This is a genomic window from Streptomyces sp. NPDC001204 (assembly GCF_053598035.1).
The window spans coordinates 39,605-62,995 of record NZ_JBSFJL010000040.1 but is presented as its reverse complement, the minus strand read 5'-3'; the positions used below and the strand labels follow the sequence as shown (position 1 = coordinate 62,995).

19 protein-coding genes are annotated in these 23,391 nt (G+C 68.0%); 16 read left to right on the top strand and 3 right to left on the bottom strand.

Features of this window, described 5'->3' with window-relative positions:
* Nucleotides 1–192: 192 nt before the first annotated feature.
* Entirely contained in the window at nucleotides 193–2,427 is a 2,235-nt protein-coding gene (locus ACWC91_RS36310) for a helix-turn-helix domain-containing protein (RefSeq protein WP_450640724.1), read from the bottom strand.
* An 87-nt stretch (nucleotides 2,428–2,514) separates the two neighbouring features.
* Here ACWC91_RS36310 and ACWC91_RS36305 point away from each other — a divergent pair, with 87 nt between their 5' ends.
* Complete coding sequence (locus tag ACWC91_RS36305) at nucleotides 2,515–2,790, top strand: hypothetical protein (protein ID WP_450640722.1); 276 nt, start codon at nucleotides 2,515–2,517, stop codon at nucleotides 2,788–2,790.
* A 249-nt stretch (nucleotides 2,791–3,039) separates the two neighbouring features.
* Here ACWC91_RS36305 and ACWC91_RS36300 read toward each other — a convergent pair whose 3' ends face one another.
* Nucleotides 3,040–5,949, bottom strand: a complete 2,910-nt coding sequence (locus ACWC91_RS36300) for an NACHT domain-containing protein (RefSeq protein WP_450640720.1) — start codon at nucleotides 5,947–5,949, stop codon at nucleotides 3,040–3,042.
* A gap of 122 nt (nucleotides 5,950–6,071) precedes the next feature.
* On the opposite strand from ACWC91_RS36300, the gene ACWC91_RS36295 reads away from it, so the two are divergent.
* From ACWC91_RS36295 to ACWC91_RS36235, 13 genes are all read left to right on the top strand, one after another.
* Complete coding sequence (locus ACWC91_RS36295) at nucleotides 6,072–6,281, top strand: hypothetical protein (RefSeq protein WP_450640719.1); 210 nt, start codon at nucleotides 6,072–6,074, stop codon at nucleotides 6,279–6,281.
* Between the two features lie 431 nt (nucleotides 6,282–6,712).
* Nucleotides 6,713–7,585, top strand: a complete 873-nt coding sequence (locus tag ACWC91_RS36290) for an aldehyde dehydrogenase family protein (protein ID WP_450640717.1) — start codon at nucleotides 6,713–6,715, stop codon at nucleotides 7,583–7,585.
* Between the two features lie 482 nt (nucleotides 7,586–8,067).
* Complete coding sequence (locus tag ACWC91_RS36285) at nucleotides 8,068–9,594, top strand: APC family permease (RefSeq protein WP_450640716.1); 1,527 nt, start codon at nucleotides 8,068–8,070, stop codon at nucleotides 9,592–9,594.
* A gap of 220 nt (nucleotides 9,595–9,814) precedes the next feature.
* Complete coding sequence (locus ACWC91_RS36280) at nucleotides 9,815–10,816, top strand: dihydrodipicolinate synthase family protein (RefSeq protein WP_450640714.1); 1,002 nt, start codon at nucleotides 9,815–9,817, stop codon at nucleotides 10,814–10,816.
* Nucleotides 10,817–10,821: 5 nt separating this feature from the next.
* A complete protein-coding gene (locus tag ACWC91_RS36275; RefSeq protein WP_281155365.1) occupies nucleotides 10,822–12,501 on the top strand; it encodes an NADH:flavin oxidoreductase in 1,680 nt (559 codons plus the stop codon).
* Nucleotides 12,491–13,243: an SDR family oxidoreductase gene (locus tag ACWC91_RS36270; protein ID WP_281155366.1), complete on the top strand. Its 753-nt coding sequence runs from the start codon at nucleotides 12,491–12,493 to the stop codon at nucleotides 13,241–13,243. The genes ACWC91_RS36275 and ACWC91_RS36270 overlap by 11 nt, the downstream gene beginning before the upstream one ends.
* A 51-nt stretch (nucleotides 13,244–13,294) precedes the next feature.
* The gene (locus ACWC91_RS36265) at nucleotides 13,295–15,262 is read left to right on the top strand and encodes an MFS transporter (RefSeq protein WP_450640713.1); all 1,968 of its coding nucleotides are present in this window, start codon (nucleotides 13,295–13,297) and stop codon (nucleotides 15,260–15,262) included.
* A gap of 46 nt (nucleotides 15,263–15,308) precedes the next feature.
* Nucleotides 15,309–15,527 carry a hypothetical protein gene (locus ACWC91_RS36260; RefSeq protein WP_281155368.1) on the top strand — a complete coding sequence of 73 codons (219 nt, stop codon included), beginning with the start codon at nucleotides 15,309–15,311 and terminating at the stop codon, nucleotides 15,525–15,527.
* Nucleotides 15,524–16,456 carry a LysR family transcriptional regulator gene (locus tag ACWC91_RS36255; RefSeq protein WP_281155369.1) on the top strand — a complete coding sequence of 311 codons (933 nt, stop codon included), beginning with the start codon at nucleotides 15,524–15,526 and terminating at the stop codon, nucleotides 16,454–16,456. Before ACWC91_RS36260 ends, ACWC91_RS36255 begins: the two co-directional genes overlap by 4 nt.
* A 48-nt stretch (nucleotides 16,457–16,504) precedes the next feature.
* The gene (locus tag ACWC91_RS36250; protein WP_281155370.1) at nucleotides 16,505–17,248 is read left to right on the top strand and encodes a (Fe-S)-binding protein; all 744 of its coding nucleotides are present in this window, start codon (nucleotides 16,505–16,507) and stop codon (nucleotides 17,246–17,248) included.
* Nucleotides 17,245–18,726: a lactate utilization protein B gene (locus ACWC91_RS36245; RefSeq protein ID WP_281155371.1), complete on the top strand. Its 1,482-nt coding sequence runs from the start codon at nucleotides 17,245–17,247 to the stop codon at nucleotides 18,724–18,726. The genes ACWC91_RS36250 and ACWC91_RS36245 overlap by 4 nt, the downstream gene beginning before the upstream one ends.
* Nucleotides 18,723–19,316 carry a LutC/YkgG family protein gene (locus ACWC91_RS36240; protein WP_281155372.1) on the top strand — a complete coding sequence of 198 codons (594 nt, stop codon included), beginning with the start codon at nucleotides 18,723–18,725 and terminating at the stop codon, nucleotides 19,314–19,316. Before ACWC91_RS36245 ends, ACWC91_RS36240 begins: the two co-directional genes overlap by 4 nt.
* A 151-nt stretch (nucleotides 19,317–19,467) precedes the next feature.
* Nucleotides 19,468–19,686 carry a hypothetical protein gene (locus tag ACWC91_RS36235; protein ID WP_281155373.1) on the top strand — a complete coding sequence of 73 codons (219 nt, stop codon included), beginning with the start codon at nucleotides 19,468–19,470 and terminating at the stop codon, nucleotides 19,684–19,686.
* A 198-nt stretch (nucleotides 19,687–19,884) separates the two neighbouring features.
* Here ACWC91_RS36235 and ACWC91_RS36230 read toward each other — a convergent pair whose 3' ends face one another.
* Nucleotides 19,885–21,024, bottom strand: coding sequence for an ISAs1 family transposase (locus ACWC91_RS36230; protein WP_281155374.1), 1,140 nt, complete (start codon nucleotides 21,022–21,024; stop codon nucleotides 19,885–19,887).
* Nucleotides 21,025–21,266: 242 nt separating this feature from the next.
* On the opposite strand from ACWC91_RS36230, the gene ACWC91_RS36225 reads away from it, so the two are divergent.
* Nucleotides 21,267–21,947: a hypothetical protein gene (locus ACWC91_RS36225; RefSeq protein WP_281155375.1), complete on the top strand. Its 681-nt coding sequence runs from the start codon at nucleotides 21,267–21,269 to the stop codon at nucleotides 21,945–21,947.
* A gap of 508 nt (nucleotides 21,948–22,455) precedes the next feature.
* A complete protein-coding gene (locus ACWC91_RS36220) occupies nucleotides 22,456–23,229 on the top strand; it encodes an SDR family NAD(P)-dependent oxidoreductase (protein WP_281155376.1) in 774 nt (257 codons plus the stop codon).
* Nucleotides 23,230–23,391 lie beyond the last annotated feature (162 nt).

The following is a 23,391-nucleotide window of genomic DNA, read 5'->3' as shown; positions in this document are numbered from 1 at the left end:
ACAAGGGTCCCGGGCGCCTCGTCGGCCCGGACGGCCGTGCTCCTGCGGGCCGCCGTGATGGTCTTACCTGCCGTCCTCTCCGCGCGGGCGAAGGTGAGCCGCCACGGAGGTGATCCGCCCGGACTCCTGCGTCGTCCTCTCCGCGCGACCGGTCCGTCGCTGGCCTCCTTGCTGACCAGCAGAACCCACACCTCACTCCCGAGGCGGTTTACGGGCACGGTTCGTCTTCTTGCGTGAGGAGCGCTTACTTCTGTGCTGGTCGAGCATGTGGGCAGCGAATTCCCGTGCCGCTTCGTTGTTAACCGGGTCGCGGATGACCGACGCGAGGGTGGCGCCAGCACGTCTGTCGTTGGCCACCGATAGGGCGGCGGCCGCTCCAGCGCGGGCGAAAGCAGGTGCCGTCGGGTCCTGGGCCAGTGCGGCCAGAGCGTCCGCATCGCCGACGGAGACCATGATGAGGGCTTGCGCGCGGCCAGGAATCTCGTCCACGTCGGGGTCGGCGATGACGGCGGCTGCAGCCGAGAGCGCTCGTTGATCACCCCACTGGACCAGCGTCTTGACCGCGACCGAGCGGTGCATGTTGTTGGCGCGGGGATCACGGGCGAGGGAGGTGAGTGTGCTCCGGGCGGCTTGGAGGGTCTGCTCGGAAATGAGCGTTCCCATGCGCGCCTGTTCCGCGATGAACGCGGCGCCTTCCAGGCCGCCGTGCGTGGCCAGGCGGCACAGGTTCCTCGCGACGTCGGGACCGTTCTCGGCCTCTAGGTCGAGGAGGAAGCCCAGGTAGGAGGAGTCATCATGATCGCGCCACAGCGACCGCAGCGAGCCTCCCGGCGGAGTCCAGATCCTGCGGGTCCATGGCCAGGGCCTTCCCCAGCCCTTGTCGAAGATCGTACGCAGCAACTGTGCGCGGGCCTCGGTGTGGCACGCAGCGCAGTACTCGAGCAGCGTCTGGTGCAGGAAGGTGAGTTCGCCCCTACGAAGGCTCAGCAGGCCACTGCGCCGGAGACTATCCGTGAGGAAGTCCGCCCATACGGTTCGCGGTATTCCTTCGGGGCATCCGGCGGCCGGTTGCGACATCAGAACGTCCATCGTCGGTCGGTCACCGCCTCGGTGCCGCTCCACGGCGAGGTGGCTGATCAGGGCCGGAAGATGGTCGAGCATGGACTCCGCGAGGGCGAGAGCGCGGGCGCCGTGGCGTTCGAGCGCCTGCCGGGTCTGCGTGCGGATTCCCGAGTTCCCCGCGGTGTGCTGCCGCTCGTGCAACAGGTCGAGAAAGCGCTGGTAGATCTCTGTCCGCCCGGTGGGCAGTGCCTGCCCCGGAGCGGCCGCGTACAACTGGCACAGCATGGTCGCCATCAGCGGGTTGTGGGCGAGGTCGTCCAGGTGCGCTCGGGCAAGTGCTGCGTGGAACGCTTCGGCGGCATGCTCCGGATCCGGCACGCCGAGCCCGCTAAACCAGCGGGCGGCCAGCTGACGCAGATCGCGGGAGGCGAAAGGCTGGAGTTCGTAGCGTACGACTGTCTGGTCGAGCGCATCGAACTCCTCGTCGGGGAGCTGCCGGGTCGCCACGATGAACCGGAAGGGGCCCTTGTCCGCGCTGGCGGTGAGCTTGGACAAGACACGCCGCCGGGATGCCGGGTCCGTGATCTCGTCGAGTCCGTCGACCAACAGCAGCCATCGCGCACCCGGGTACGGTTCCGTGCGTATGAGTTCGGCTGGCAACGTCTCCAGCAGCCCGACCTCACTCAGCTCCGCGCTCACGCTCGCCGCGATCGCCTCGGGCAGCAGCGAACGGCCGGCGAGATCGGCCGCACTCACCAGGAGGGGGACGGACTTCGTGCGCCCTTCCAGGAGATGACTGATCGCCTTGGCCGCGCTCGTGCGCAGCAGGGTCGATTTGCCGCCACCAGGATCGCTCTCCACAACGCAGTTGCCCATCCCCCACAGGAGCATCTCCGCCGCGGCTGAGGTGGCCGCGCCGGACGGAAGCTCGCGAAGGCGCTGCCCCACGTAGACGTCCGCCAAAGGCGGCGTGGCCCCGGGCAGCATCCCGGGGAATGGGTGCTGACGGGCTGCGCATGCCGCCGCGTCCAGGTAGCCGTGGAGTTGCGGCGAGTGCTGGCGCGTGCGGGTATCGGCCCGGTCCCGCAGCGAACGTAATGTGTGGAGTGACTCACCGGTGACGCCGAGAGCCTTCGCGAGCATGCCGAGAGTGTGCGGTGTGGGAGCCCCCTTCTTGGGGTTCAGCGCGTTGTTGACGGCGGCCTTACTGATGCCGGCCCGGGCGGCGAGCGTTGACTGTGACAGATCCTTCTCGGTCATCGCGTGGCGCAGCCTGCGGCTCAACTCGCTCCGCGGGTGGCCTTCGTCCGACGGCTTCGTTTCGCCCATCGGTCCCCCCATGACCTGCTGTGCTTTGTCGTTCACTGAACACCGGTGAATGCGCTCACAGGCTATCTCTGGAAGTCGACCGGCCGGTCACCATCAGCCGAATCGACACCGAGGAGTACGTACATGGACTTCCAGACGGCGCTGCTGGGCCTGCCCATGGTGCTCGCGATACTGCTCCGCCTTATGCCTCGTCGCCGCCGGCGCAGGTTCACGGGACTGGTGCGCGAACTTTGCGACCTGGTCTCGCTGCGCATGGTTCTGCGGGACAGCGAGCCGGAGGAGCGCAGCGAACTGCTGGCTGCCCACCAGGTGTGGCGGACCAAGGCGAAGGAGCCGGGGGACGGCCCCCCGCCGCAACGACGCCAGCAAAAGCGCAATCGTGGGAAGCGGTCGGCCTGATCAGGCCGGCTGCGAACCCCGCCGGCCCCATTGCCCGCAGCAGATCTGCAGCGGGCAGAGAAAACCCGCCCCCACATTCAGCCCGGCCCACAGTGGAGAGATCGCGGCACGCGCAGACTGGGCGGCCTTTGCCGAGGCGCCGGCCGTGAGTGAGATAGGCACTGCACTGACGCAGTGGCCGGACCACAGCGTCACAGGTCCCCGGAGATCGGGCTGACGGTCCGGTGAGGGGCACAGATCGAGGCCTTCTCACCGGACCGCCCTGCCGGGCTTCGCTGCCCAGTCGAGTCCGAGGGCGGCGAGCGTGGCGAGTTTGTCGGCGGTGAGGTTGGCGCGCCTGGTTTTCGTGTTGGATAGGAACACCCCCAGCTTCACGGCGTGTTCCTGACGGTCGATCACGAGCGTTTCTACGTGGCTCCTGGGGACGGTCAGGGAGCCGGTGCGGGTTTTGTACTGCGCCAGGGCTGCAACGCCCCGCTCGAAGGCGCTTACGGCCGCCGTGGGCGGCTTGGCGGGTGCTTCCGGCTCCGGCGCCAGCGGGACGACGCCGGTGGCTTCCAGGCGTTCGCGCTGCCCGTCGGCCAGGGAGGCCCAGACCTCGGGCTTGCGCTGTTTGGCTAGCCATTTGCCGATGTCCATGCCGTGGATGGCGACGCCGGGCAGGACGTCCACCTGGCCTGCCTGGCCGTCTTCGTCGCGTACCAGCTCCCGCAGCGCGGCGAAGTGCCGCTGCCACTCCGCCGGCCACGACGGGTTCCACTCCTCATCGACCGCCTTCAACGCGGCCTCCCACTCGGGGTGTTCGGCCAGCGCGCCCGGAAGCGGGAGCCCCGCAAGGTCTTCAACGTGAGCGAGTTGGATGCACTCAGTGAGGGCGAGTTCCTTCAAAGCAGGGAGTTCACGGACGAACTTCAAGTCTGTCAGCAGTTGGCCCGAGTAGATCTCCAGCTTATGGGTGTGCTTGGCTGAGAGGTGCTCGATGATCTCGTCCGCTGTGAATGCTTCTCGAAAGGCGATGCTGGTGATGGGCTTGAGGAGCCGGAGCGCGTTGCGTTGATCGTGGGTGTGTACTTCTAGAGGCAGACGGTCCTGGTTCCGCAGGGGGAGCAGGATGTCGCGGGCGTATTCGTCAGCGTTGAAGTGCTCCCAGCCCCCGACGAGGTCGTAGGGTGCCGAGTCAGGGGGCAGCGCCTGTACGAAGCGGCGGAGGAAGGCGTATGCGTGGTCGCCGCCGATGGCAGCGGCAGTCTCGATGACGGGGCCTACTTCATCAGCTTCCAGGCCTTCCGGCCCCGGTAGCAGATCCAGGATGCCAGGCCCGAGTGCGGCAAGTTCCTCCGCCTCTTCCCGGGAGCGAGGAGGCATCAGGACACGCGCACGCTGTTCGACCAGTCTGCGGGCGTCGGGTTCGATTTCGGTGGCGTACTGCAGGCTGGCGGCCGCCAGGAGGTGGAGTCTGCTCCTGTGTCCGTCCTCAGCGTCACCGCGTTCGATGAGGCGGCGGAGCAGGTCAGCGCTCTCGGCTGGCCGGGCGTGGGCGACGGCCATGCGTACGACGTCCTCCCACTGGTCGTCGTGGGCATTGTTGACCAGCAGCGGAAAGTCGTGCGCTTCAATGGCGGCTTTGGCCCCGAGGTAGTCCTGGAAAGTGCGGTGGACGAAGTGGATGGTGTCCATGGTGGGCTGGCGCAGGAGCCCGCTGCGGCCGACCAGGTGCATCAGGACCTGGTCGGCAGTGCCCTGCTCGGCCACGGCCTGCATTGCCGGCAGCGCGTCACCGACCAAGGCCTCCGCGGTTGCCCGGTCCATCTCGGTCTGGCGGTTGCGGATGAGCCAGTAGGCCAGACGCTGCAGTAGCTGGACGCTCTGGTGTTCGGTGAGCTGAATGCCTTCAGGGACCTCGATGCTGCGCTCGAGGTCACGGCGTATGAGCAGCATCGACAATGCTGCCTCGTAGAGTTCTATACGGCTGTGAGGCAGATGGCCGCGGCGGTCCCGGTGCAGCGCGCAGATCAGCGCACACATCAGGGGCGTGCTGGACAACTGCGCCAGGTCACGCTGAGCACGTACTGTCACCTGGAGTGCTGCTTCGAGATCATGCAGCTGCGACCGCTCGGCCTCGGTCGCCGCACTCTTCCTGGCGGCGGTATGCCACCGGCTGACGAAAACTCCGATGTCGGGGGCGCTCATGGGCCGCACCGACAGTTCGGTGAAGCGCGATGAGGCCAGCCAGCCTTCGGGAACAGCTGACGGGCGCGTGGTGACCACGAAATGCGCGTCCTTATACGCGGCCAAGAGTCGCTCGAGCCAGTCCCGTGTGGCACTCCGATGCTCCTGGGGCACCTCGTCGATGCCGTCGACCAGGACAACTGCCTCGCCCCTGGCGAGTGCGTCATCGGCCCAGCCCTCAGGCTGCGAGGCGGCCAGGGGGGCGCCGACCGCAGTCAGGAAATGATGCGGTTCAGGAAGAGGCCCGCGCCGCACCAGCGTCCGCAGTGGCAGGACGAACGGAATCTGTCCCCGCCAGTCCGCCAGTTCCTCCGGCAGCTCATCGCGTGCTGTGGCGACAGCCAGCCACTGCAGCAGCGTTGTCTTCCCGCTGCCGGCGAGCCCCCGCAGAAGTACCCGTCGGCAGTCGGCCAGCGCGTTCTCCGCACGCTTCACCAGGACGGAGGGCCGGTCTGCTTCCTCGCTGCCTGCAGGCCAGCCTGTCGGCCGCTCCGCCAGTTCTAAGCTCAGGTACGCCGCGTCCAGCGGCCAGTGCGCACGTTCAGGCCTGCTCAGGTCCAGCCCTACGACGGTCAGCTGAGAATGCCGCTCTGCCACGTAGCCGAGGTACCGTTCCTCGAACGAAGGCTGCACCGTCGGCCGCCGTGGCCTGCGAACCACTCTTCTCGGAGAGTCCTCACGCGCCTGCGGTGCGCGCGCGGCTGCTTCGCGCAGGGCCAGCATGGGCTCTACATCCGCACCCAGTGCGTTCGCCAGGGCCACCAGCGTGGCTTCGGAAGGCACCACCTGGCCGTTCAGCGCTTGGCTGACCGTTGTCCGCCCCAGCCCGGTCCGCTGCTGCAACCCACCCATCTGCAGACCCCGCTGCGCCCTGAGCGTGCGCAGCCGTATCGCGAGTTCCGCCAGCGGATTCTCGTGCACGTCCCCCATGTCCTGCTTCTCCGTCCCCCGGGCGACCGTCTTCGTTCATCTTTGTTCGGGCTGAACCCCGGTGAACACCGGAACCGCGAAATTCACCGAAGTCGCTGTCGTCATTCGTCCGGGGAGAAGCCATGAACACCTCATCCATCCACCTGATGCTGCTGGTCCTGCTTTTGGCGGTCGTCGCGCTCTTCTGCACTCTTATAGGAGCAGCGGCCGGCCTACTCGCCCGCGTCGACGGAGCCACTTACGCCACCGCCCTGCTGCGCGGAGCCGTGGCCTTCGCGGGCAGTGCCACACTGTCACTGGCGTTGCTGACGTTCGTCCTCGCGGCACTGTGAGCCGAGGACACCCTTCGCACTGCCACCAGGCCAGAGTGTGACGTCCGCCGTGGCGGGTGCTGTCGGTCGTGGACGCCGAGAGCTGGCCAGTGCCAAGGAGTCGGCTGCAGGGTCTCTGTTTATCTGGGGGTGCCCTGGGTGTGGGGGACATATGGTACGCGCCTCGACCTGCAGCGGAGGGGTGTTCGGGGGAGCCCGGCACCGATGGTCTGGGTGGGAGTTACGTTCGGCACGTGGCTCCTGGCTTCTTGGCGTTCCGGTCGATTTCTGCCGATGGTGGGGTGCGGTGGGTGGTGGTCGATGCCGGCACCTACGCCCTGCACCCGCAGGCCACCGCCTATCTGGCGTCGCTGCGGTCGCGGGGTTGTTCGGTGAACACCGAGCGTGCGTATGCGGGTCGTGTGCGCTGTACCTGACCTACTCTCAACGCGATGCTCGTCGCCGAGATGGTCCAGGATCTGGTGCCCGCAGGGGTGGTCAACGTGCTGGGCGACGGCGGCGACCTCGGGCCGTACCTGAGCGCCCACAACGCAGTCGACAAGGTCTCGTTCACCGGGTCCACCGCCGCGGGCCGCAAAGTGATGGCCAGTGGCGCCGGCACCATCAAGCGAGTCGTCCTGGAGCTGGGCGGCAACGACGCAGCCGTCGTGCTCGATGACGCGGACATCCCGCAGGCCGCCAGGGGTATTTTCGAGTACGCCTTCTGGAACTCGGGCCAGGTCTGTATCAACATCAAGCGGATCTTCGTGCACGCCTCGCAGTACGACGAGTTCTGCGACGAGCTCGCCCGTCTGGCGAACAACGCCAAGATCGGCCCCGGCCTCGATCCCGGCAACGAGTTCGGCCCGCTGCAGAACGCAAGGCAGCTAGAAGCCGCCAAGAAGGCGCTCGACCTCGCAGCGCGTGACGGGAAGGTCATCGCCGGAGGGAACCTGGTCGACGCGCCCGGATACTTCGTCCAGCTCACCGTCGTCCGGGACATCGGCGACGACAGTCCGCTCGTCGCCGAGGAGACGTTCGCTCCGGTGCGCAGCGTCTTGAAGTACGAGGACCTCGACGAGGTGGTCGAGCGGGTCAACGCAACCGAGTACGGCCTCGGCAACTCGGTGTGGGGCAGCGACGTGGAGCGTGCCGCCGCTGTCGCTCAGCGCCTCGAGAGCGGGACGGTCTGGGTGAACACGCACTGCGCGGTTGCACCCGACGTCCCGTTCGGTGGGCGTAAGCAGTCGGGTCTCGGCGTCGAGTTCGGGATGGACGGGCTGCTGGAGTTCACCGACAGTTGTGTGATCCACATCGCCAAGTAGGCGGTCCGCAGCGGCCGAGCCGTGCCGGGCTGGTATCTCCGGCGACCGGGCGCCGGCCCGGCCGCGAAAGAACTCCGACAGGCAGAGGACATAGGAAAGAAGGAGGAAAGCGCAGTGATGGAACCCCCGGTCGGACCGAGGACCTGAGCGCGCCCGGGGTCACCGCGTGGGGGAGTCGCTGGACCCTCGCGTCCAGCGTCCCGTGGAGGACGTCCGAGGGACGGCTCCGGGTCCGGCGTCCGCGCTTACCGGGAGTTCCGAGCACAGGTCTTCGGCCGCCGCATCCGGATCCGTCCGGAAGCGGGCGCCGGCCTGGCCGCCGGCGCCCACGCAGGCGGAACGAACACGTCCTCGGATCCGGGTGCCCACCCAGTCCCCGGGCCTCGACGCGGGGACGCGCCGCCAGGTCTGCCGCGTAACCTCCCCACACCAAGCCGCCGACCGGCCGAGCAACAGCACATTCACCACAGAAGGACTTCTGTATGACCGCGAATGCAACTGGCCGCCACAGGCTCGCCAAGACGCTCACCTGGCGCGACGGTATGGCGCTGGCTCTGACGCTGCCCACAGGGTTGTTCGTGACCTTCGGCTATCTGCTGGGAGTCGTCGGCGCTTGGACCGCGATCACGGTCTGGTTCGTCGGGGCCGTCGTCAGTTTCCTGCAGTGCTTCGTCTTCGCCGAGATGGCGGCAATGTTTCCGCGCGACTCCGGAGGGGTCGCCCGCTATGCGATCGAGGGCTGGAAGCGGTACTTCGCGCCGCTCGGCGCGATCGCGGCATTCGGCTACTGGCTGGGGTGGTCGTTGTCGATCTCCATGGCAGCCGTCGTATTCGGCGAGCTCATCACCGCGACCTGGTTCCCGAGCAGCGATCTGGCCTTCAGCGTCTTCGGCAACCACCTCGGGCTCGAACACATCTTCGCTCTCGGTGCCATGCTGTTCGCCTGGGCGTTCAACTACTTCGGGCTGAAGTTTGGCGCGACGGTGAACAAGGTCCTCGGACTCCTCGTCATTTCCGGCCTGGCCGTGGTCACAGTGGCCTGCCTGGTCAGCCCCTCGGTCCATTGGTCTGCCGGCAACATGTCCTGGTTCGTCAAGGGAGACTGGCGAACCGTCGTCGTCGTGCTGTACGTGACCGCCTGGGCGGTCTACGCGGCAGAGATCGTTGCTTCCTTCGCACCCGAATACAAGAACACGGCCAGTGACACTTCCAAGGCGATGAAACGGATTTCGCTGTTCATGATCGTGCTCTTCGTCGTGGTTCCGACCGTACTCGCCGGCGGCCTCGGCGAGGGCGTGGTCCGCGACAACCCCGTGACCTACGTCTCGGTGGCATTCGACAAGGCATTCGGGGGCGGCGGCTGGATCGGAACCGTTGTCATTTCGTCGTCGCTACTCATAGCCATCATCTCCACGACCGCCGACGGAGGACGTGCCCTCTTCGGGCTTGCCCAGGAAGGGCTGACCATCAAGCAGCTCGACTGGGTGAACCGTTGGGGCGTGCCGGGCCGGTCCCTGACCTTGGACGTGCTCCTGAACGCGACCGTGATGGTGCTCGTAGGCGCGCCGGTGAGCATTCTGCTCGCGAGCAACCTCGGCTACCTCCTCGCGATCATCCTCGGCCTGTCGGCCTTCCTGCTGCTGCGCAAGGACCGCCCCAACTGGCCGCGGCCGATCCGGCGGGGTCGAGCATGGATCCCTGTCGTGGCCGGACTCCTGGCGTTCAACTCGTTCATCACGGTGATCGGCGTCCTGAATCCCGGCCTCATCGGCTACGGAGGTGTGCGTAACACCCTCGTGGCAGTGGCCGTGCTCCTGCTGTCCGTCGTCCTCTACGTCTACCGCCGTGTGGTCCAGGACAAGCTCCCACTGATCTGGCGACTGCCGGCTCCCGCCATGCCCGAGGGCGCCGACGCAATTGCCCTCGAGCAGGAGATGCGGCAGACGCGCTCGCAGCGCAGGCGCGGGCACGAGGTGACCCCGGTAGAGGCCGAGACGGAAATGGCCTAGCGGGTCGTAGCGGAACCCCGCGTCCGAACCCCGACCGCACCAGCAGGACTGCCCGGGTCCGGACCACCGATCAGGCTGGACCCGGCACCCCCCGGCTCGCTGTGAACGGCCCGACGGCATCCCGCCCGGGCCGCGATCCCGGCCGGCCTGCGCACAGACGCGAACCACGCTGATCTGCGAAATCTGCAATAACGCACAGCCGTTTGCAAAACCGCTGCTTGTGCGCTCTTCGTGCTCCTCTTTACGGTTCCCCCGGATCGATTGGAAAGGTGGCATTGTGGCCCGGAACGTCTCGCCCTCTTCGATTAACGGCCTCATTCCCGCGCACATTGTTCCGATGTCGACGAGCGGAGAAATCCACTGGGATGCGCTCACCACCCACCTCAGATGGCTTGCAGGAATACCAGGGGTCACGTGGCTCACCACCACCGCACACGCCTCCGAGGTTGCGACCCTCAGCCAGAGCGAGCGACTGCGCATGATCGAGCATGTCGTCTCGGTGGTCCCCGAGTCCATCGGCGTGGTAGCCGGGGTCTACGACGACGGCAGCACCCGGGCCGCCGCCGAGGCGCGGCGAGCGGTCGACTCCGGCGCCCAGGCACTGCTGGTGTTCCCCTCTGGCGTCTTCGCCGGAGGGTCGCAGATGCGCCCCGAATCGCAGCGTGCGCACTACGAAGCCGTCGCCGAGGCCGTGGACGTCCCCCTCATCGTCTTCAAGTACCCGGTCGGCAGCCCGTTGGCCCTGCCGCTTGCGACCACCCTGGAGATCTGCCGGACCGTCCCCAACGTGGCGGCCATCAAGGAGTGGTCCTACGACATCGTGGAGTACGAAGACACCTGGCGCACGATCAAGACCGAAGCCCCACAAGTCTCCGTTCTCAGCAGCTTCAGCCGATCCCTCTTCGCCTCCCTGCTGGTGGGCAGCGACGGTATCCTCAGCGGCCACGGCAGCCTGGTCGCCGACCTGCAGGGCCGGCTCCTCGCAGCGGTCCGGGCGGGCGACCTGGCCGCGGCGCGTACGGTCTGGGACCGCATCTACCCGCTCGCTGTCGCCTGCTACGCCGAACCCCTCTTCGACCAGCACAACCGGATGAAGGCCGCCCTCGGCCTCCTGGGGCGGATCCCCCGGGATACCACGCATGTACGACGCCCCTTGGTCGAGGTCGGCGCCACTGAGCTTGCCACGCTCAAGGCGGCCTGCGCCGACGCCGGGATCGGGTAACAGCGATGTCCTACCCGCACCTCTTCAGCCCGAGCGCGATCGGCGGCATCGAGGTCCGCAACCGGGTCGTACTCCCCAGCATGACCACCCGGCTGGCGGACCCATCCGGCGAGGTGACGCCGGAACTCGTCAGCTACTACCGGGAGCGCGCCCGGGGCGGCTGCGGCCTGGTGATGGTGGAGATGGCCTCCCCTCAGCGACACGGCCGGCACCGGGCCCGCGAACTGGGTATCGACGCAGACGAGTACCTGCCGGGACTGCGCACCCTTGCCGAGGCCGTCCAAGCAGAGGGTGCCCGTGCCGGCATCCAGCTGGGACACGGCGGCGCCCGGGCGCTCCCGGCAGAGCGGGGCGGGCGGCCCATGGGCGTCACGCCGGGTCCGGTGCCCGTCTACGAGGCGGGGCGCTACACGAACCACCCGGACCTCTTCGACGATCAGACGCTGGAGCAGCTGGTCGTGGACCATGTGGCAGCAGCCCGACGAGCCGAGGACGCAGGCTTCGACGTCATCGAGCTCCACGGCGCCCACGGCTATCTCCTCGCACAGCTCACCAGCGCGGACGAGAACCGGGTACTGACCGACGCAGCGGATCGGTACGCGTTCATCGCCTCGCTGGTGCGACGGGTCGTCGCCGCGGTCCGGATCCCCGTCTGCTACCGGTTCAGCGGTCAGGAGTACTACGCGCTCGGCCAATCGCTGGACGACTCGTTCGACCTGCTCCGCCAACTGGAGGACGCAGGCGTCTGCGCTGTATCGGTCACCGGGGGCCACTACAAGTCGGTCGACCCGGAGATCATGATCCCCCCGATGCCGTACCAGGACGGAGTCTTCCTCGACGCGGCGCGCGCGGTCAAGGCACGCACGCGGCTTCCCGTGATCGCGGTCGGACGACTCAACGTCCCGGACGTCGCCGAGAACGCCCTCGCCCAGGGCTGGGCGGACTTCGTCGCCGTGGGGCGCGGTCAGATCGCCGATCCGCACTGGGCGCGCAAGACCCAGCAGCACCAGCGCGTACGCGCCTGCCTGGCGTGCAACCACTGCGTGCGCACCATGCGTTCGGGTGGACAGCTCGCCTGCGCGGTGAATCCCACGGTGACCACCGCCGACAGGCCCGCTGCACGAACTGCGACGCAACGGCGGCTCGTCCTCGGCGCCGGTCCAGCCGGTCTGACCTACGCGCTGGAGTCAGCCCGTGCGGGGCACGAGGTGTACGTCGTCGCGCAGGACCGGACCTGGAGGGCGGCAGCCGCGCCCGCGTTCAACGGCTACCGCCCGGACCGGCAGCGGATGCACCGCTACTTCGACGGGCTGTGGGAGGAAGCTGTCGACGCCGGGGTCACCTTTTCCCCGCCGGGAGAGCTGGAGCCCCCAGCCGCGTGGCGCTCCGACGTGGATGTCGTGGTCGACGCCAGGGGCGCCGGCTACGTGGCCGGGCTTGGCCTCCTCTTCCGCGTCCTTATCCGTGTCCTGTCTGTCGTCCCGCTGCCGAAGCGGCTCATGAAGAGCGACAGGCTCCACCACCTCCTGCTTCATGACCTGCGTAAGCCCCGGCCCGACGATGCGTTCCGCGTCACCGGAGCGCGCACGATCCGCATCGGGGATGCGGCGCGACCGGGCGAGCTCGCGGCAGCCGTGCTCGACGCACACATTAAAGCGTGGAAGGAAGACGAAGATGACCAATGAACCGATGCGTTGCATCGTGACCGGGGGCAGTCAGGGGATCGGGCAGGCGATTGCCGAGAAGCTCCTTGAAGACGGAGGCCGTGTCGCGGTGATCGACCGGCAGGAGCCCTCGGGCCGGCTGCACGGCCGCGTTGCCTTCGTTGCGTGCGACGTGAGCGATGCCGCCGCCATGGAACAGGCAGCTCTGGCACTGGCCAAGGAGCTGGGCGGTCCGGCGGACACCGTGGTCGCCAACGCCGGCAGGTGCGTGTCCGGTCGCCTGGCAAGCGACCCGGTCGACAACCTGGTCAGCCACTTCCAGGTCAATACGGTGGGGGTCCTCAACACCTTCCGTCCGCACATCCCCCACATGCGCGCCCAGGGGCGGGGTTCGCTGATCGCGATCACGTCGAACTGCGCCCACAAGGCGCGTCTCGACCTGGGGGCCTACTGCGCCACCAAGGCAGCCACCAAGATGATGCTCGAATGTCTGGCCCTGGAACTCTCGGCCGATGGCATTCGCGTCAACGCCGTCGCTCCGGGGTCGTGTGACACCGAGATGCAGCGTCGGCAGTGGGAGGAGCTCGGTGTTCCGAACGACAGGCAGATCGTCGGCGATCTGGCGTCGTATCGATCCGGCATACCGGCGGGCAGACTTGCCGTACCCCGTGACATCGCCGAAGCGGTCGGCTTCCTGGCTTCGCCGGCCGCCGACTTCATCCGAGGCGTGACCCTGGTCGTCGACGGCGCACAGTCGCTGTAAGCGACCGCCTCTCGGAGTCGCGAGATCGGGGCCGACTGGGCGTCTCTCCACGTGAGTACGAGGGTGAGAGTCATAGTGGACGCGAACCAGGCCTTCACCGCCGCCGAGGCCGTACGTCGCGCGGCTCTCCTTGAACCGTACGACGTGGGCTGGTTCGAGGAGCCGCTGCCCGCTGGCGACGCGGCCGGGCACGAGCGCCTCGCTGCCGCGACGACCGTGCCGGTGGCGGTCGGCAAGTCCATGTACTCCTTCGGCCACTTCCGTGAAGTACCTGCAGCGCGGGGCCGCAAGGATCGTGCAGCCCGATGTGGCACGGACCGGTGGCATCACACCCTGGCTGAAGGTCACCCATCTTGCGGAGGCCTCAACGTCGACGTCTGCCCGCACTTCCTGATGGAGATCCACGTCAGCCTCACGGCGGCCATTCCCAACGCCCGCTACGTCGAGTACATCTCCCAACTGCGTGCCGTGACGGCACGTCAGCTGCGCATCGCCGACGGGCTCGAGCATGCCCCCTCCGAGCCCAGTCTCGGTATCGCCTGGGACCGCGACGCGTTCGACGACCGACGCGTCGCCTGCCCCGCGCCCAGGTCGCTTGCCTACACCCAGTACGACACCGGTCCCGTCCCGCTGTCCGTTCCAGCACTCCGAAGGACGACGATGTTCACCCTGACCACGGTCAAGCCCGTCCATACGGCGGCCGCGCACCGCCGCAGAGTCCTGTTGGCCTCGCTCGTGGGTTCCGCCCTCGAGTGGTACGACTTCTACCTCTACGGCGCCGCGGCGGCCCTCGTCTTCAACAAGATCATCTTTCCGTCGTTCGACTCCACGGCGTCGCTGCTTGCGTCGTTCGGCACGCTGGCCGTCGGCTACTTCGTGCGGCCGCTCGGTGGCGTCATCTTCGGCCGCATGGGCGACCTGTTCGGCCGTAAACGCGTCCTGGTCCTCACCCTGTTGGTGATGGGATCCTCGACCGTCGGCATGGCGCTCGTTCCGACGTACGAGCAGGTGGGCGCGCTCGCCCCGATCCTGCTGGTGGTGCTGCGCGCGATCCAGGGGCTGGGGGCCGGTGCTGAGTACGGTGGGGCCGCCGTACTGGCCGTGGAGTTCTCCGAACCGCGACGGCGCGGCCTGTTCGGCGCAGCACCCGGCGCCGGCGTCTACATCGGCATCCTCATGGCGTCGGGTGCCTTCGCGCTGGCGACGCAGCTGCCGGAAGACCAGTTCCTGGCCTGGGGATGGCGGATCCCGTTCGCGGCGAGCGTGGTGGTCATCGGCGTGGCTCTGCTCATCCGGCTGCGGCTGGCGGAGAGCCCGGCGTTCAAGGCGGCACAGGAGCGTTCAAAGACGGCGGAGGTCTCGCCGGTGCGGGACGTGGTGCGTCACGAATGGAAGGCCGGCCTGGTCGTGTTCGGTTTGCAGGCCGCGCAGTGCGTCGTCGCGTATCTGAACCTGACGTTCCTGACCGCCTACCTCACCGACACCCTGCAACTGTCCAGCTCCACGGGACCTGTGGCGGTCACGGTCGGCACGGCGGTGACGGCCGTGTCGCTGCCGCTGTTCGGTCGGCTCACCGACCGCATCGGCCGCAAGCCGGTGGCCCTGGCCGGAACCCTCTTCTCCGCCGTCTTTGCCTTCCCGTACTTCTGGGTGATCGACCACGTGCACACCTCGCTCGCCGTGACCCTGGTTGTCGTGGTGAGCATGGGCATCGGCGTGGGCTGCATGTTCGCCCCGCAGGCCGCCTACTTCAGCGAGCTGTTCACGGCGCGCTCCCGCTTCACTGGGCTTGCCCTGTACCGGGAGGTGGCCGGCGCCGTCGCGGGTGGACTGACCCCGCTCATCGCCATCGCCCTGGTCGCCGCGGCGGGAGACCGCTCCTGGGGCGTCGCGCTGTTCGTCATCGGATCCTGTGTTGTCGGCGGCGCCTCGGTGGCCCTCGGACCCGAGACACGGGGCCGCGACCTGGCCGCGACGACCGTCACCGAACTCCGTGCCTCGACCGGCACGTACCGCTGAACCAACTCTCAGGAAAGTCTTCAGCAAGGCTTTCAGGAAAGGCATCATGCGTATCGCCCGCCTCGGCTGTCCAGGCCAGGAGATTCCCGTTGTCCCCGACGGTGACCGCGTACTCGATCTGCGCGCAGCGCCCCCGGACGTGACGCCGGAGTTCCTCGAACTCGGCCTGCCCACCTTCGACGTGATCGCCCTGCCGGAGCTCCCGGACGCTGAGGGCCTGCGCTTCGGCCCGCCGGTCACCCGGCCCACCGCGGAACCGGCATGAGTGTGGATGCGGAGGACGTGCGGTACTTCCACGTCCTGGCCGAGGCGAAGACCCTGGTCCGTGCGAGTCAGGAGATCGGGGTCGACCATACGACGGTGAGCCGCCGGATCGGCCGACTGGAGAAGGCTCTCGGCGTGCGTCTCTTCAGTCGGACCAGTACGGGGTGGAGACTCACGCCGAGCGGCGAAGGCCTCTTGCCTGCTGCCCGTCTGGTGTCCCTCGGGACGGATGCGTTCGCTAAAGGCGACCCGATCGTCCCGGTCCCGGAGGAGTGGACCATCCTGGCTCCGGACGGGTTCGCCGCGGCGGTGCTGGCGCCACGGTGCGGGCGCGCGATCACCCAGGAGCGGGCCGTCCTCCGGATCGTGACCGTGGCGTCGCTGGCCAGCCGCGAGGGTGTTTCGTACGACGTCGCGGTGGTCCGGACCAGGCCCACATCGCCCCGCGTCCGATCTCAGGAGCTCGCCCGGTACGAGATCGGGCTCTACGCAACCCGTGACTACCTCCGCCGCCACCCCGAGATCAGCCGGATCGAGGACCTGCACGAGCACGTGCTGTGCTGGTACGAGGAGGACCCACTCGCCGCCGTTCCGGACTTCGAGGCCCTGAGGCCGATGCTTCCGAACGTCATTCAGTTGCAGTCCAACAACCTGCTGGTGCATGAGGAAGCCGCGCTCGCCGGGGTCGGCATCGCGGTGATGCCGTCGTTCATCGCCGGCCGACACCCCTCCCTCGTCCGGGTGCTTCCGGATGAGGTCTCGTACGCAGGCCGCTACTGGGTCGTCCTGCCGGCAGCTCAACTGCGCTGGGAAATTACGCAAAAGGTGCTGCAGTTCCTGCGGCACGCAGTCGCCGACGCCGGTCTCGCGCCCTGCTCCCGGGAACGCCGCCGGCAAGGGAGCCACGATGAAGGAAGCCACGATGAGTGAGCGACGCAGAGCCCGGACGCAGACGGCGCAGAGTGGACGGTGGGACCGATGAGAGTGGCGGTCATGGCGACCTGCCTCAACGACGCGCTGTTCCCCGACGCGGGGAAGGCGGTGGTCACCGTGCTCCGCCGCCTCGGCGTCGACGTCGACTTCCCCGCGGCGCAGACCTGCTGCGGCCAGCCGATGGTCAACACCGGGTACCTCGACGAGGCAGTGCCGGTCGTGCGGACGTTCGTCGACGCGTTCGCCGGCTACGACCACGTCGTCGTTCCCTCCGGGTCGTGCGCCGGGTCCGCGCGGCACCAGCACGCCATCGTCGCTCGCCGGTCGCGCGACGCCGGCCTGGCAGCGGCCGTCGTCGGCATCTCGCCGCGCGTGCTGGAGCTTTCGGAGTTCCTCATCGATGTCCTCGGCGTCACCGACGTCGGTGCGGTCTTCCCGCACACCGTCGCCTACCACCCCACCTGCCACTCCTTGCGGATGCTCGGCGTCGGCGACCGTCCGACGCGACTGCTGGGGGCGGTGCGGGGGCTCGAGCTCGTCGAACTCCCGCAGGCCGAAACCTGCTGCGGCTTCGGCGGCACCTTCGCGGTCAAGAACGCCGACGTCTCGGTCGCCATGGGCCTGGACAAGGTGGCCTGCGTCGAGGCGTCCGGTGCCGAGGTGCTCGTCGCTGGTGACTCCTCCTGCTTGATGCACATCGGCGGACTGCTGTCCCGCCGGGGCTCCCGGATCCGGGTGATGCATCTGGCCGAGGTCCTCGCCGCGCAGTCGATGGTGAGGGCCTCGTGACCGGGACGTTCGTCGGCATGCCGGCGTTTCCCAGCGCAGCCAAGGAGGCGCTCGCCGACGACCGGCTGCGCCGCAACCTGGCCCACGCCACCGGCACCATCCGCCGCAAGCGGGCCGACGCGGTCGCCGAGGTCGACAACTGGGAGGAGCTGAGGCTCGCGGGGGCCGTGATCAAGGATCGCGCGCTCCGCCACCTCGACGAGCACCTGCTCCGGCTGGAGGAGTCCCTCACCGCCCAAGGCGCCACGGTGCACTGGGCCCGCGATGCCGACGAGGCCTGCGCGATCGTTGCCGAGATCGCCCGCAGCCACGACATCGACGAAGTGGTCAAGGTCAAGTCGATGGCCACCCAGGAGATCGGCCTCAACGAGGCGCTGGCCGCACAAGGCATCAGCGCCTGGGAGACCGACCTGGCCGAGCTCATCGTGCAGCTCGGGCACGACCTCCCCTCCCACATCCTGGTGCCCGCGATCCACCGCAACCGCACCGAGGTCCGCGACATCTTCGCCCGCGAGATGGGCCTGGTCGGCAGGCCCGCACCCGCCGACCTGACTGACGACCCCGGCCGGCTCGCCGAGGCCGCCCGGCTGCACCTGCGCGAGAAGTTCCTCTCGGCACGCATGGCGGTGTCAGGCGCGAATTTCGCCGTCGCCGACACCGGCGCTCTCGTCGTCGTCGAGTCCGAGGGCAACGGCCGGATGTGCCTGACCCTGCCGGAAGTGCTGGTGTCCGTCGTCGGCATCGAGAAGGTGGTGCCGACCTGGTCCGATCTCGACGTCTTCCTGCGGCTGCTTCCGCGGTCGTCGACCGGGGAACGCATGAACCCCTACACCTCGATCTGGTCCGGCGTCACCCCGGGCGACGGACCGCAGCACATGCACGTCGTGCTCCTCGACAACGGGCGCAGCCGCGCGCTGGCCGACGAGCTCGGCCGCCAGGCGCTGCGCTGCATCCGCTGCTCGGCCTGCCTCAACGTGTGCCCCGTCTACGAGCGCACCGGCGGACATGCCTACGGCTCGGTCTACCCTGGGCCGATCGGCGCGATCCTCAACCCTTTGCTCAAGGGCGTCGGCGTCGACGAGCAGAGCGACTCGCTGCCGTACGCCTCCACCCTGTGCGGCGCCTGCTTCGAGGTGTGCCCGGTCCGCATCGACATCCCGTCGGTTCTGGTCGACCTGCGGGCGCAGGTCGTCGACGCCCACCGGGCCGCCCCTGCCGGGCATCGCGGCGAGTCCGCCGCCATGAAGGGCGCCGCCTGGGCCCTTGGCCGATCCGGCCGGCTGCGCCGCCTGGAACGCCTCGCGGCCATCGGCGGTCGCCTGATCGCCCGCCGAGGCCGGCTGACCGCGCAGGGCCGGCCGGCGATCACCGCAGCCCCGGGACCTGGCAGGAACTGGACGACACACCGGGACCTGCCGGCCCCCGCCGCGGAGTCGTTCCGGCGCTGGTGGAAGCGCACGAACGGAGGCCGCGCGTGAACGCCCGCGACGACATCCTCGGCGCCGTACGGCGCGCTGTCGCGGCCGGGCCCCCGGTGGGCGCGCCGCCGGCCAGAGTGCCCGGCCGACCTGCCGCGCCCGACCTGCTGGACCGATTCGTGGAGCGGGTCGAGGACTACCGCGCGACCGTGACGCGGTGCCAGGACGCCGAGGTGGCTGCGGCGATCCTGGCCGCGCTTGCCGGGGCGACCTCGACGATCCTGCCCGAAGGATTCGGCTGGCCGGTACCCGGCGCGGTGGCCGACATCGGCCAGTCCGCGTCAGGACTCGACGCTCTCGACGCGGTCGTCACCGCAGCGACAGTGGCAGTCGCCGAGACCGGCACGCTGGTGCTCACCCATGGCCCCGGAGAAGGCCGCCGTGCGCTGTCGCTCGTGCCCGACCTCCATGTCTGTGTGGTCCGTGCCGACCAGGTCGTGGCCGACGTACCCGATGCGATGGACCGACTCGACCCGCTCCGGCCACAGACCTGGATCAGCGGCCCCAGCGCCACCAGCGACATCGAGCTCAGCCGGGTCGAAGGCGTCCATGGACCACGGACCTTGCACGTGATCGTGGTCGTGCCCTGACTCTTTGAGTAGGCCGCAAACCGCGGCGAGACCGCGATCCGAGCCTTCCGCATCGCTGAGGAATCCAGTGCCCGGACCGTGGCGGTCTTCGCACGGGGAATGCAGGCATGCCCCGGGCGGCTTCCGTGTGCAGGGCCACCTGGGGAATTACGTGACCGTCCACACTCGGGACTTCGTCTCGCAGGCTGTCGTTCAAGGGATCGCCAGCCCCTACAACTCCGGCGTCAACGAGGGCCGCATCACCGACCTGGAGCTCCAGAAACACCTGATGGGAGGACGCGCCGGAGTCCCCCTCCTCCGCCACTGCGTCGCCCTGATCGCCCACCTCCGCCGTTCCGCGGATCGTTCGACCATGGGACCACCGAGATGATCTCCGGCTACGAAAATTTTGCCAGAGCCACGTTCGCGTGTACGCCGACAACTGGTCCAGCAAGCGCGAAGCCCGCCTCTACGCGTTCCGCTGGCTGCACGGCTACAACACCCGACGCCGTTACTCCCGCCTCGGGCACCGCAGCACGATCGCCTACGAGACCAGGGCTCTGTCGTTCTCGCGGTGTGTCCGGATTGGTCATGTAATCCCGAGGGTGGCCAGGGGCCGGACCATGTCTCGACCGTGGTGTCGCAGGCCCTCGGCGATGTTGTCCCACCCCGTCAGGCGGAGCGCGCTGATGGCGAGGTTCCGCAGGCTGGCCATCGCTCGCGGCGCGCTTCCGGTGCGGATGCGTGATGCATCCTCCCCGAACGTCGTATCCCTCACATAGTGCTCCCGATTCTCGATGCCCCAGTGTCCTCGAACGCGTTTGGCCAGGTCGGCGGCGGTTGCCTGATGCGCAGCCAGGCTGGTGACCGCGTAGACGCGTTCGATCGACACCTTTCCGGTGCGTACGGCTCGCCGGCGGCGGACGATCTGCAGAGCCTGGGTGGCGTGCGGGAAGGGCAGGCCGGAGACGGTAGCGGCCTTCAACCGCCGGATCTCGTCCCGCCCGTGGGCGGTCTTGCGGGTCTTGTCCATCAGTGGCACATCCCTCCAGGGCAAGCCCTTCAGCAGCGCATGCAGGGTGGGGTGGTTGGCCTTGACCACGGCGATGTAGTGCGCCTGCTTCTCCTCCACCAGAAACGTCGCGTGGTCGGTCTGGGTCAGCAGGGCGTCGAAGGTCACCACCGTGTTGGCCAGGTCCAGTGGTGCGAGCAGTGGCCGGAACGCGGTGATCTCGTTGCTTCTGGCGGCGACCTCGCGCTGAGCGAGGACCACTCCGTCGCCCCGCAGTGCAGAGATGAGGTGGACCGGGCGGCCGTTGGGGCGCACCGCGCCGCGCAGCGACTTGCCGTCCACCGCGACCGCGATGCGGGCCGGGCGGCCTTGCGATGACTCGCCCAGGTGGGCGGTGCGCAAGGCAGCGGAGCGAACAGCGAGCCAGGCGCCGATCGCCACGTCGAGCGCATCGCCGTCGACACGTTGCAGTAGGCGGCGGACGGTCGCTTCGCTCGGTGCGGACAAGGGCCGGTCCGGATCGCGCAGGGTACCGCCGCACCAAGACAGCACCTGGTCGGGAGCATCAGCGGCCCACTCAGCGATCGCGGTCAGCGACTTCGCGCCGGCCAGGACCGCGCACGCGGCCAGGGCCAGGACGAAGGCCAGGGGGTGGCGTCTGCCCTGACGGCGGCGTGGGTCAGGTAAGCGGCGGAACCGGTCCAGGAGGCCGGTCAAGTCCTTGTGACAGGCAGGGGCTGCGCCGACGAGTTGTCCCAGCCCGGCGGGGATGGGTGATGAAGGCAGAGCAGGCACGCACGGTCTTCCGTTGTGGTGATCAGGGACTTCGGCACTTCATGATCCTGGAAGCCCGTACTTGTCTCCGTGCTCCCCCAGAGTCCGCCAACCGCGAAGCGTTATCGAGCTGACGTAGAGTCGGCTCTCTGGTAGGAAACGACGCGGGGGAGAGGTGGGGGGTTATGGGTGCGGACGCCAGGGTGGTGCCGGGGTTCCCGGAGGGGGAGTTTGTCCACACCGGTGATCACAGCCGGAATTACCGCCTAGCCGTGGAGCGGCCGGAGGCCGGCCGGCCTGCGCTGCTGCACGTGGTGAAGCGCGGCGAGGGCGAGTTTGTCCTGCATGGACAGGAGAGGGGTGTCGGTGCCACCCGTAATGCGCCGCCCAACCTGTACTCCGTCCAGGAAGATTGTGAAGCGCGGCTCTTGCTGCCGGTCAACACTACGCACGTGAAGGTCCAGTCGAAGGGGGACGAGCCCTTGTCCTGGTCGATGCGGATGCTGCCGCTGGGGGAGGCAGCGGTGTTCACCGGGGAGCACCTGGGGGAGTGTTCGGACGTCCTCTACCGGTTCGACGCCGTGCCGGGCCTCTTCGAGGTGGAGGTGGACGCCGAAGACGGCTGGGACTGGCAGCTGTCGTTCGTCTGCGACCACCAGCTGGGCGGTTCTCTTTACGTCGATTCCTTGTGCTGGAAGTGCCAGGAGATCACCGTCCGGGAGGCCGAGCGGATGGGCACGGATCTCAAGGACTGGCTGGAGGGGACCGGCGAGGACGGCGGGCGCTTCTTCCTGCCCACCAGCGGGTTGATCACTTTCGTCTCGGAGGGCAATTGCCAGTGGTCGGTGCGGGCCGCGCGACTCTGAGCGCCGGGTGAGCTGCCCCGGGCGTCGGAGGGTGCCCGGGGGCTTCGTCTGCCTTCGGGCCGGCCGGCGCGCGGACCACCAAGCGGCTGCGAAACGCCACAAGTTGCCAGATCACCCAGTAACCGGGGCGTTTTACGAGAACGACGGAGCCCTGCCTACGAGACAGCGTCCGAAACAACATCAACTACGCAGGCACCAGCCGCATAACCCCTGACCAGGATTCGGGGTCAAGGCCCGGTGTTGCCGGAGCAGTGATCGCTCGCTTTCCGTCGAGTGGCGATGGCTCAGGGCGAATTTCTTGTCCAGCAGAGGGAGCCGATCGGAGCCGATAGTCCTCCAACGTATCCATCGTGATGTCCGGAGCTCGTACAGTTAGTGGCGACCCAATGGGCCGATCATGCGGTGATCGAGTCGTCTGCGGCCACATCGCGGCCGGTGGTGAGCAAAATAGATATAGGCGGCTGCAACGGCCATCGCCAACTACCCAAGCCAAGATGAGGAAGCGATTGTGACCAACGCAAAAGTGAGTGCTGACCGCAGCGTGATCGTCACCGGAGGCACCAAGGGCATCGGCCGTGCGTGCGCAGAACTGTTCGCCCGCCGGGGACACCGGGTGCTTATTTGCTCCCGCAGTGCCGCCGAGGTCGATGCAGTGGCCGCAGAACTGAGTCAGCACGACGGTCAGGTTGCTGGCACTACCGCTGATATGGCAGATCCGGACGTGGGCAACAGGGTTGTCGGTCGGTGTCTCGACTTGTTCGGCAAAGTGGACTACTTGGTAAACAATGCAGGCATCTTTGACTCCACCGCAATGATCGACATCACGGCTGAGGCATGGGACGCCACTTTGCACACCAACCTGAGGGGGGCAGCCCTCACATCCGCTGCGGCGGCGCGTTCAATGCAGTCCAACGGCGGCGGTTCGATCGTCAACATCGCCTCGATCAACGGTCTGGCTCCCGAGGCCAACTTCGCGGCCTACAACGCCTCAAAAGCCGGACTGATTTCCCTCACGCAGACAAGCGCCATCGAATGGGCCGACGCCAACATCAGAGTCAACTGCATTGCTCCCGGCTTGATCCGAACGCCGATGGCTGAGCCATGGATCGCCGGGCTATCAGATGAGGCCGTCGCACGGTGGGCACCAATGCGCCGCTTTGGTATGCCAGGCGAGATCGCAGCCGTGGTCGCTTTCCTTCTCTCCGACGAAGCAAGTTATGTCACAGGGCAGACCGTCACGGTCGATGGAGGCACCCTGGCACGCCAGCCACTGCTGGGGTGAGCCGGGCCTTACCCCGTGAAGGTGGACACGTATTCGTATGTCATGCGTCGATCGCAACGCTTAAGAGGTCGTTTTCACCTGGAATAGGGATTTATGTAGCAGTTTCTTCCGTGCCAACGTTTGCTGCTGGTGGGATCGCCGAGGTGGTGGCTGCTACGGGGA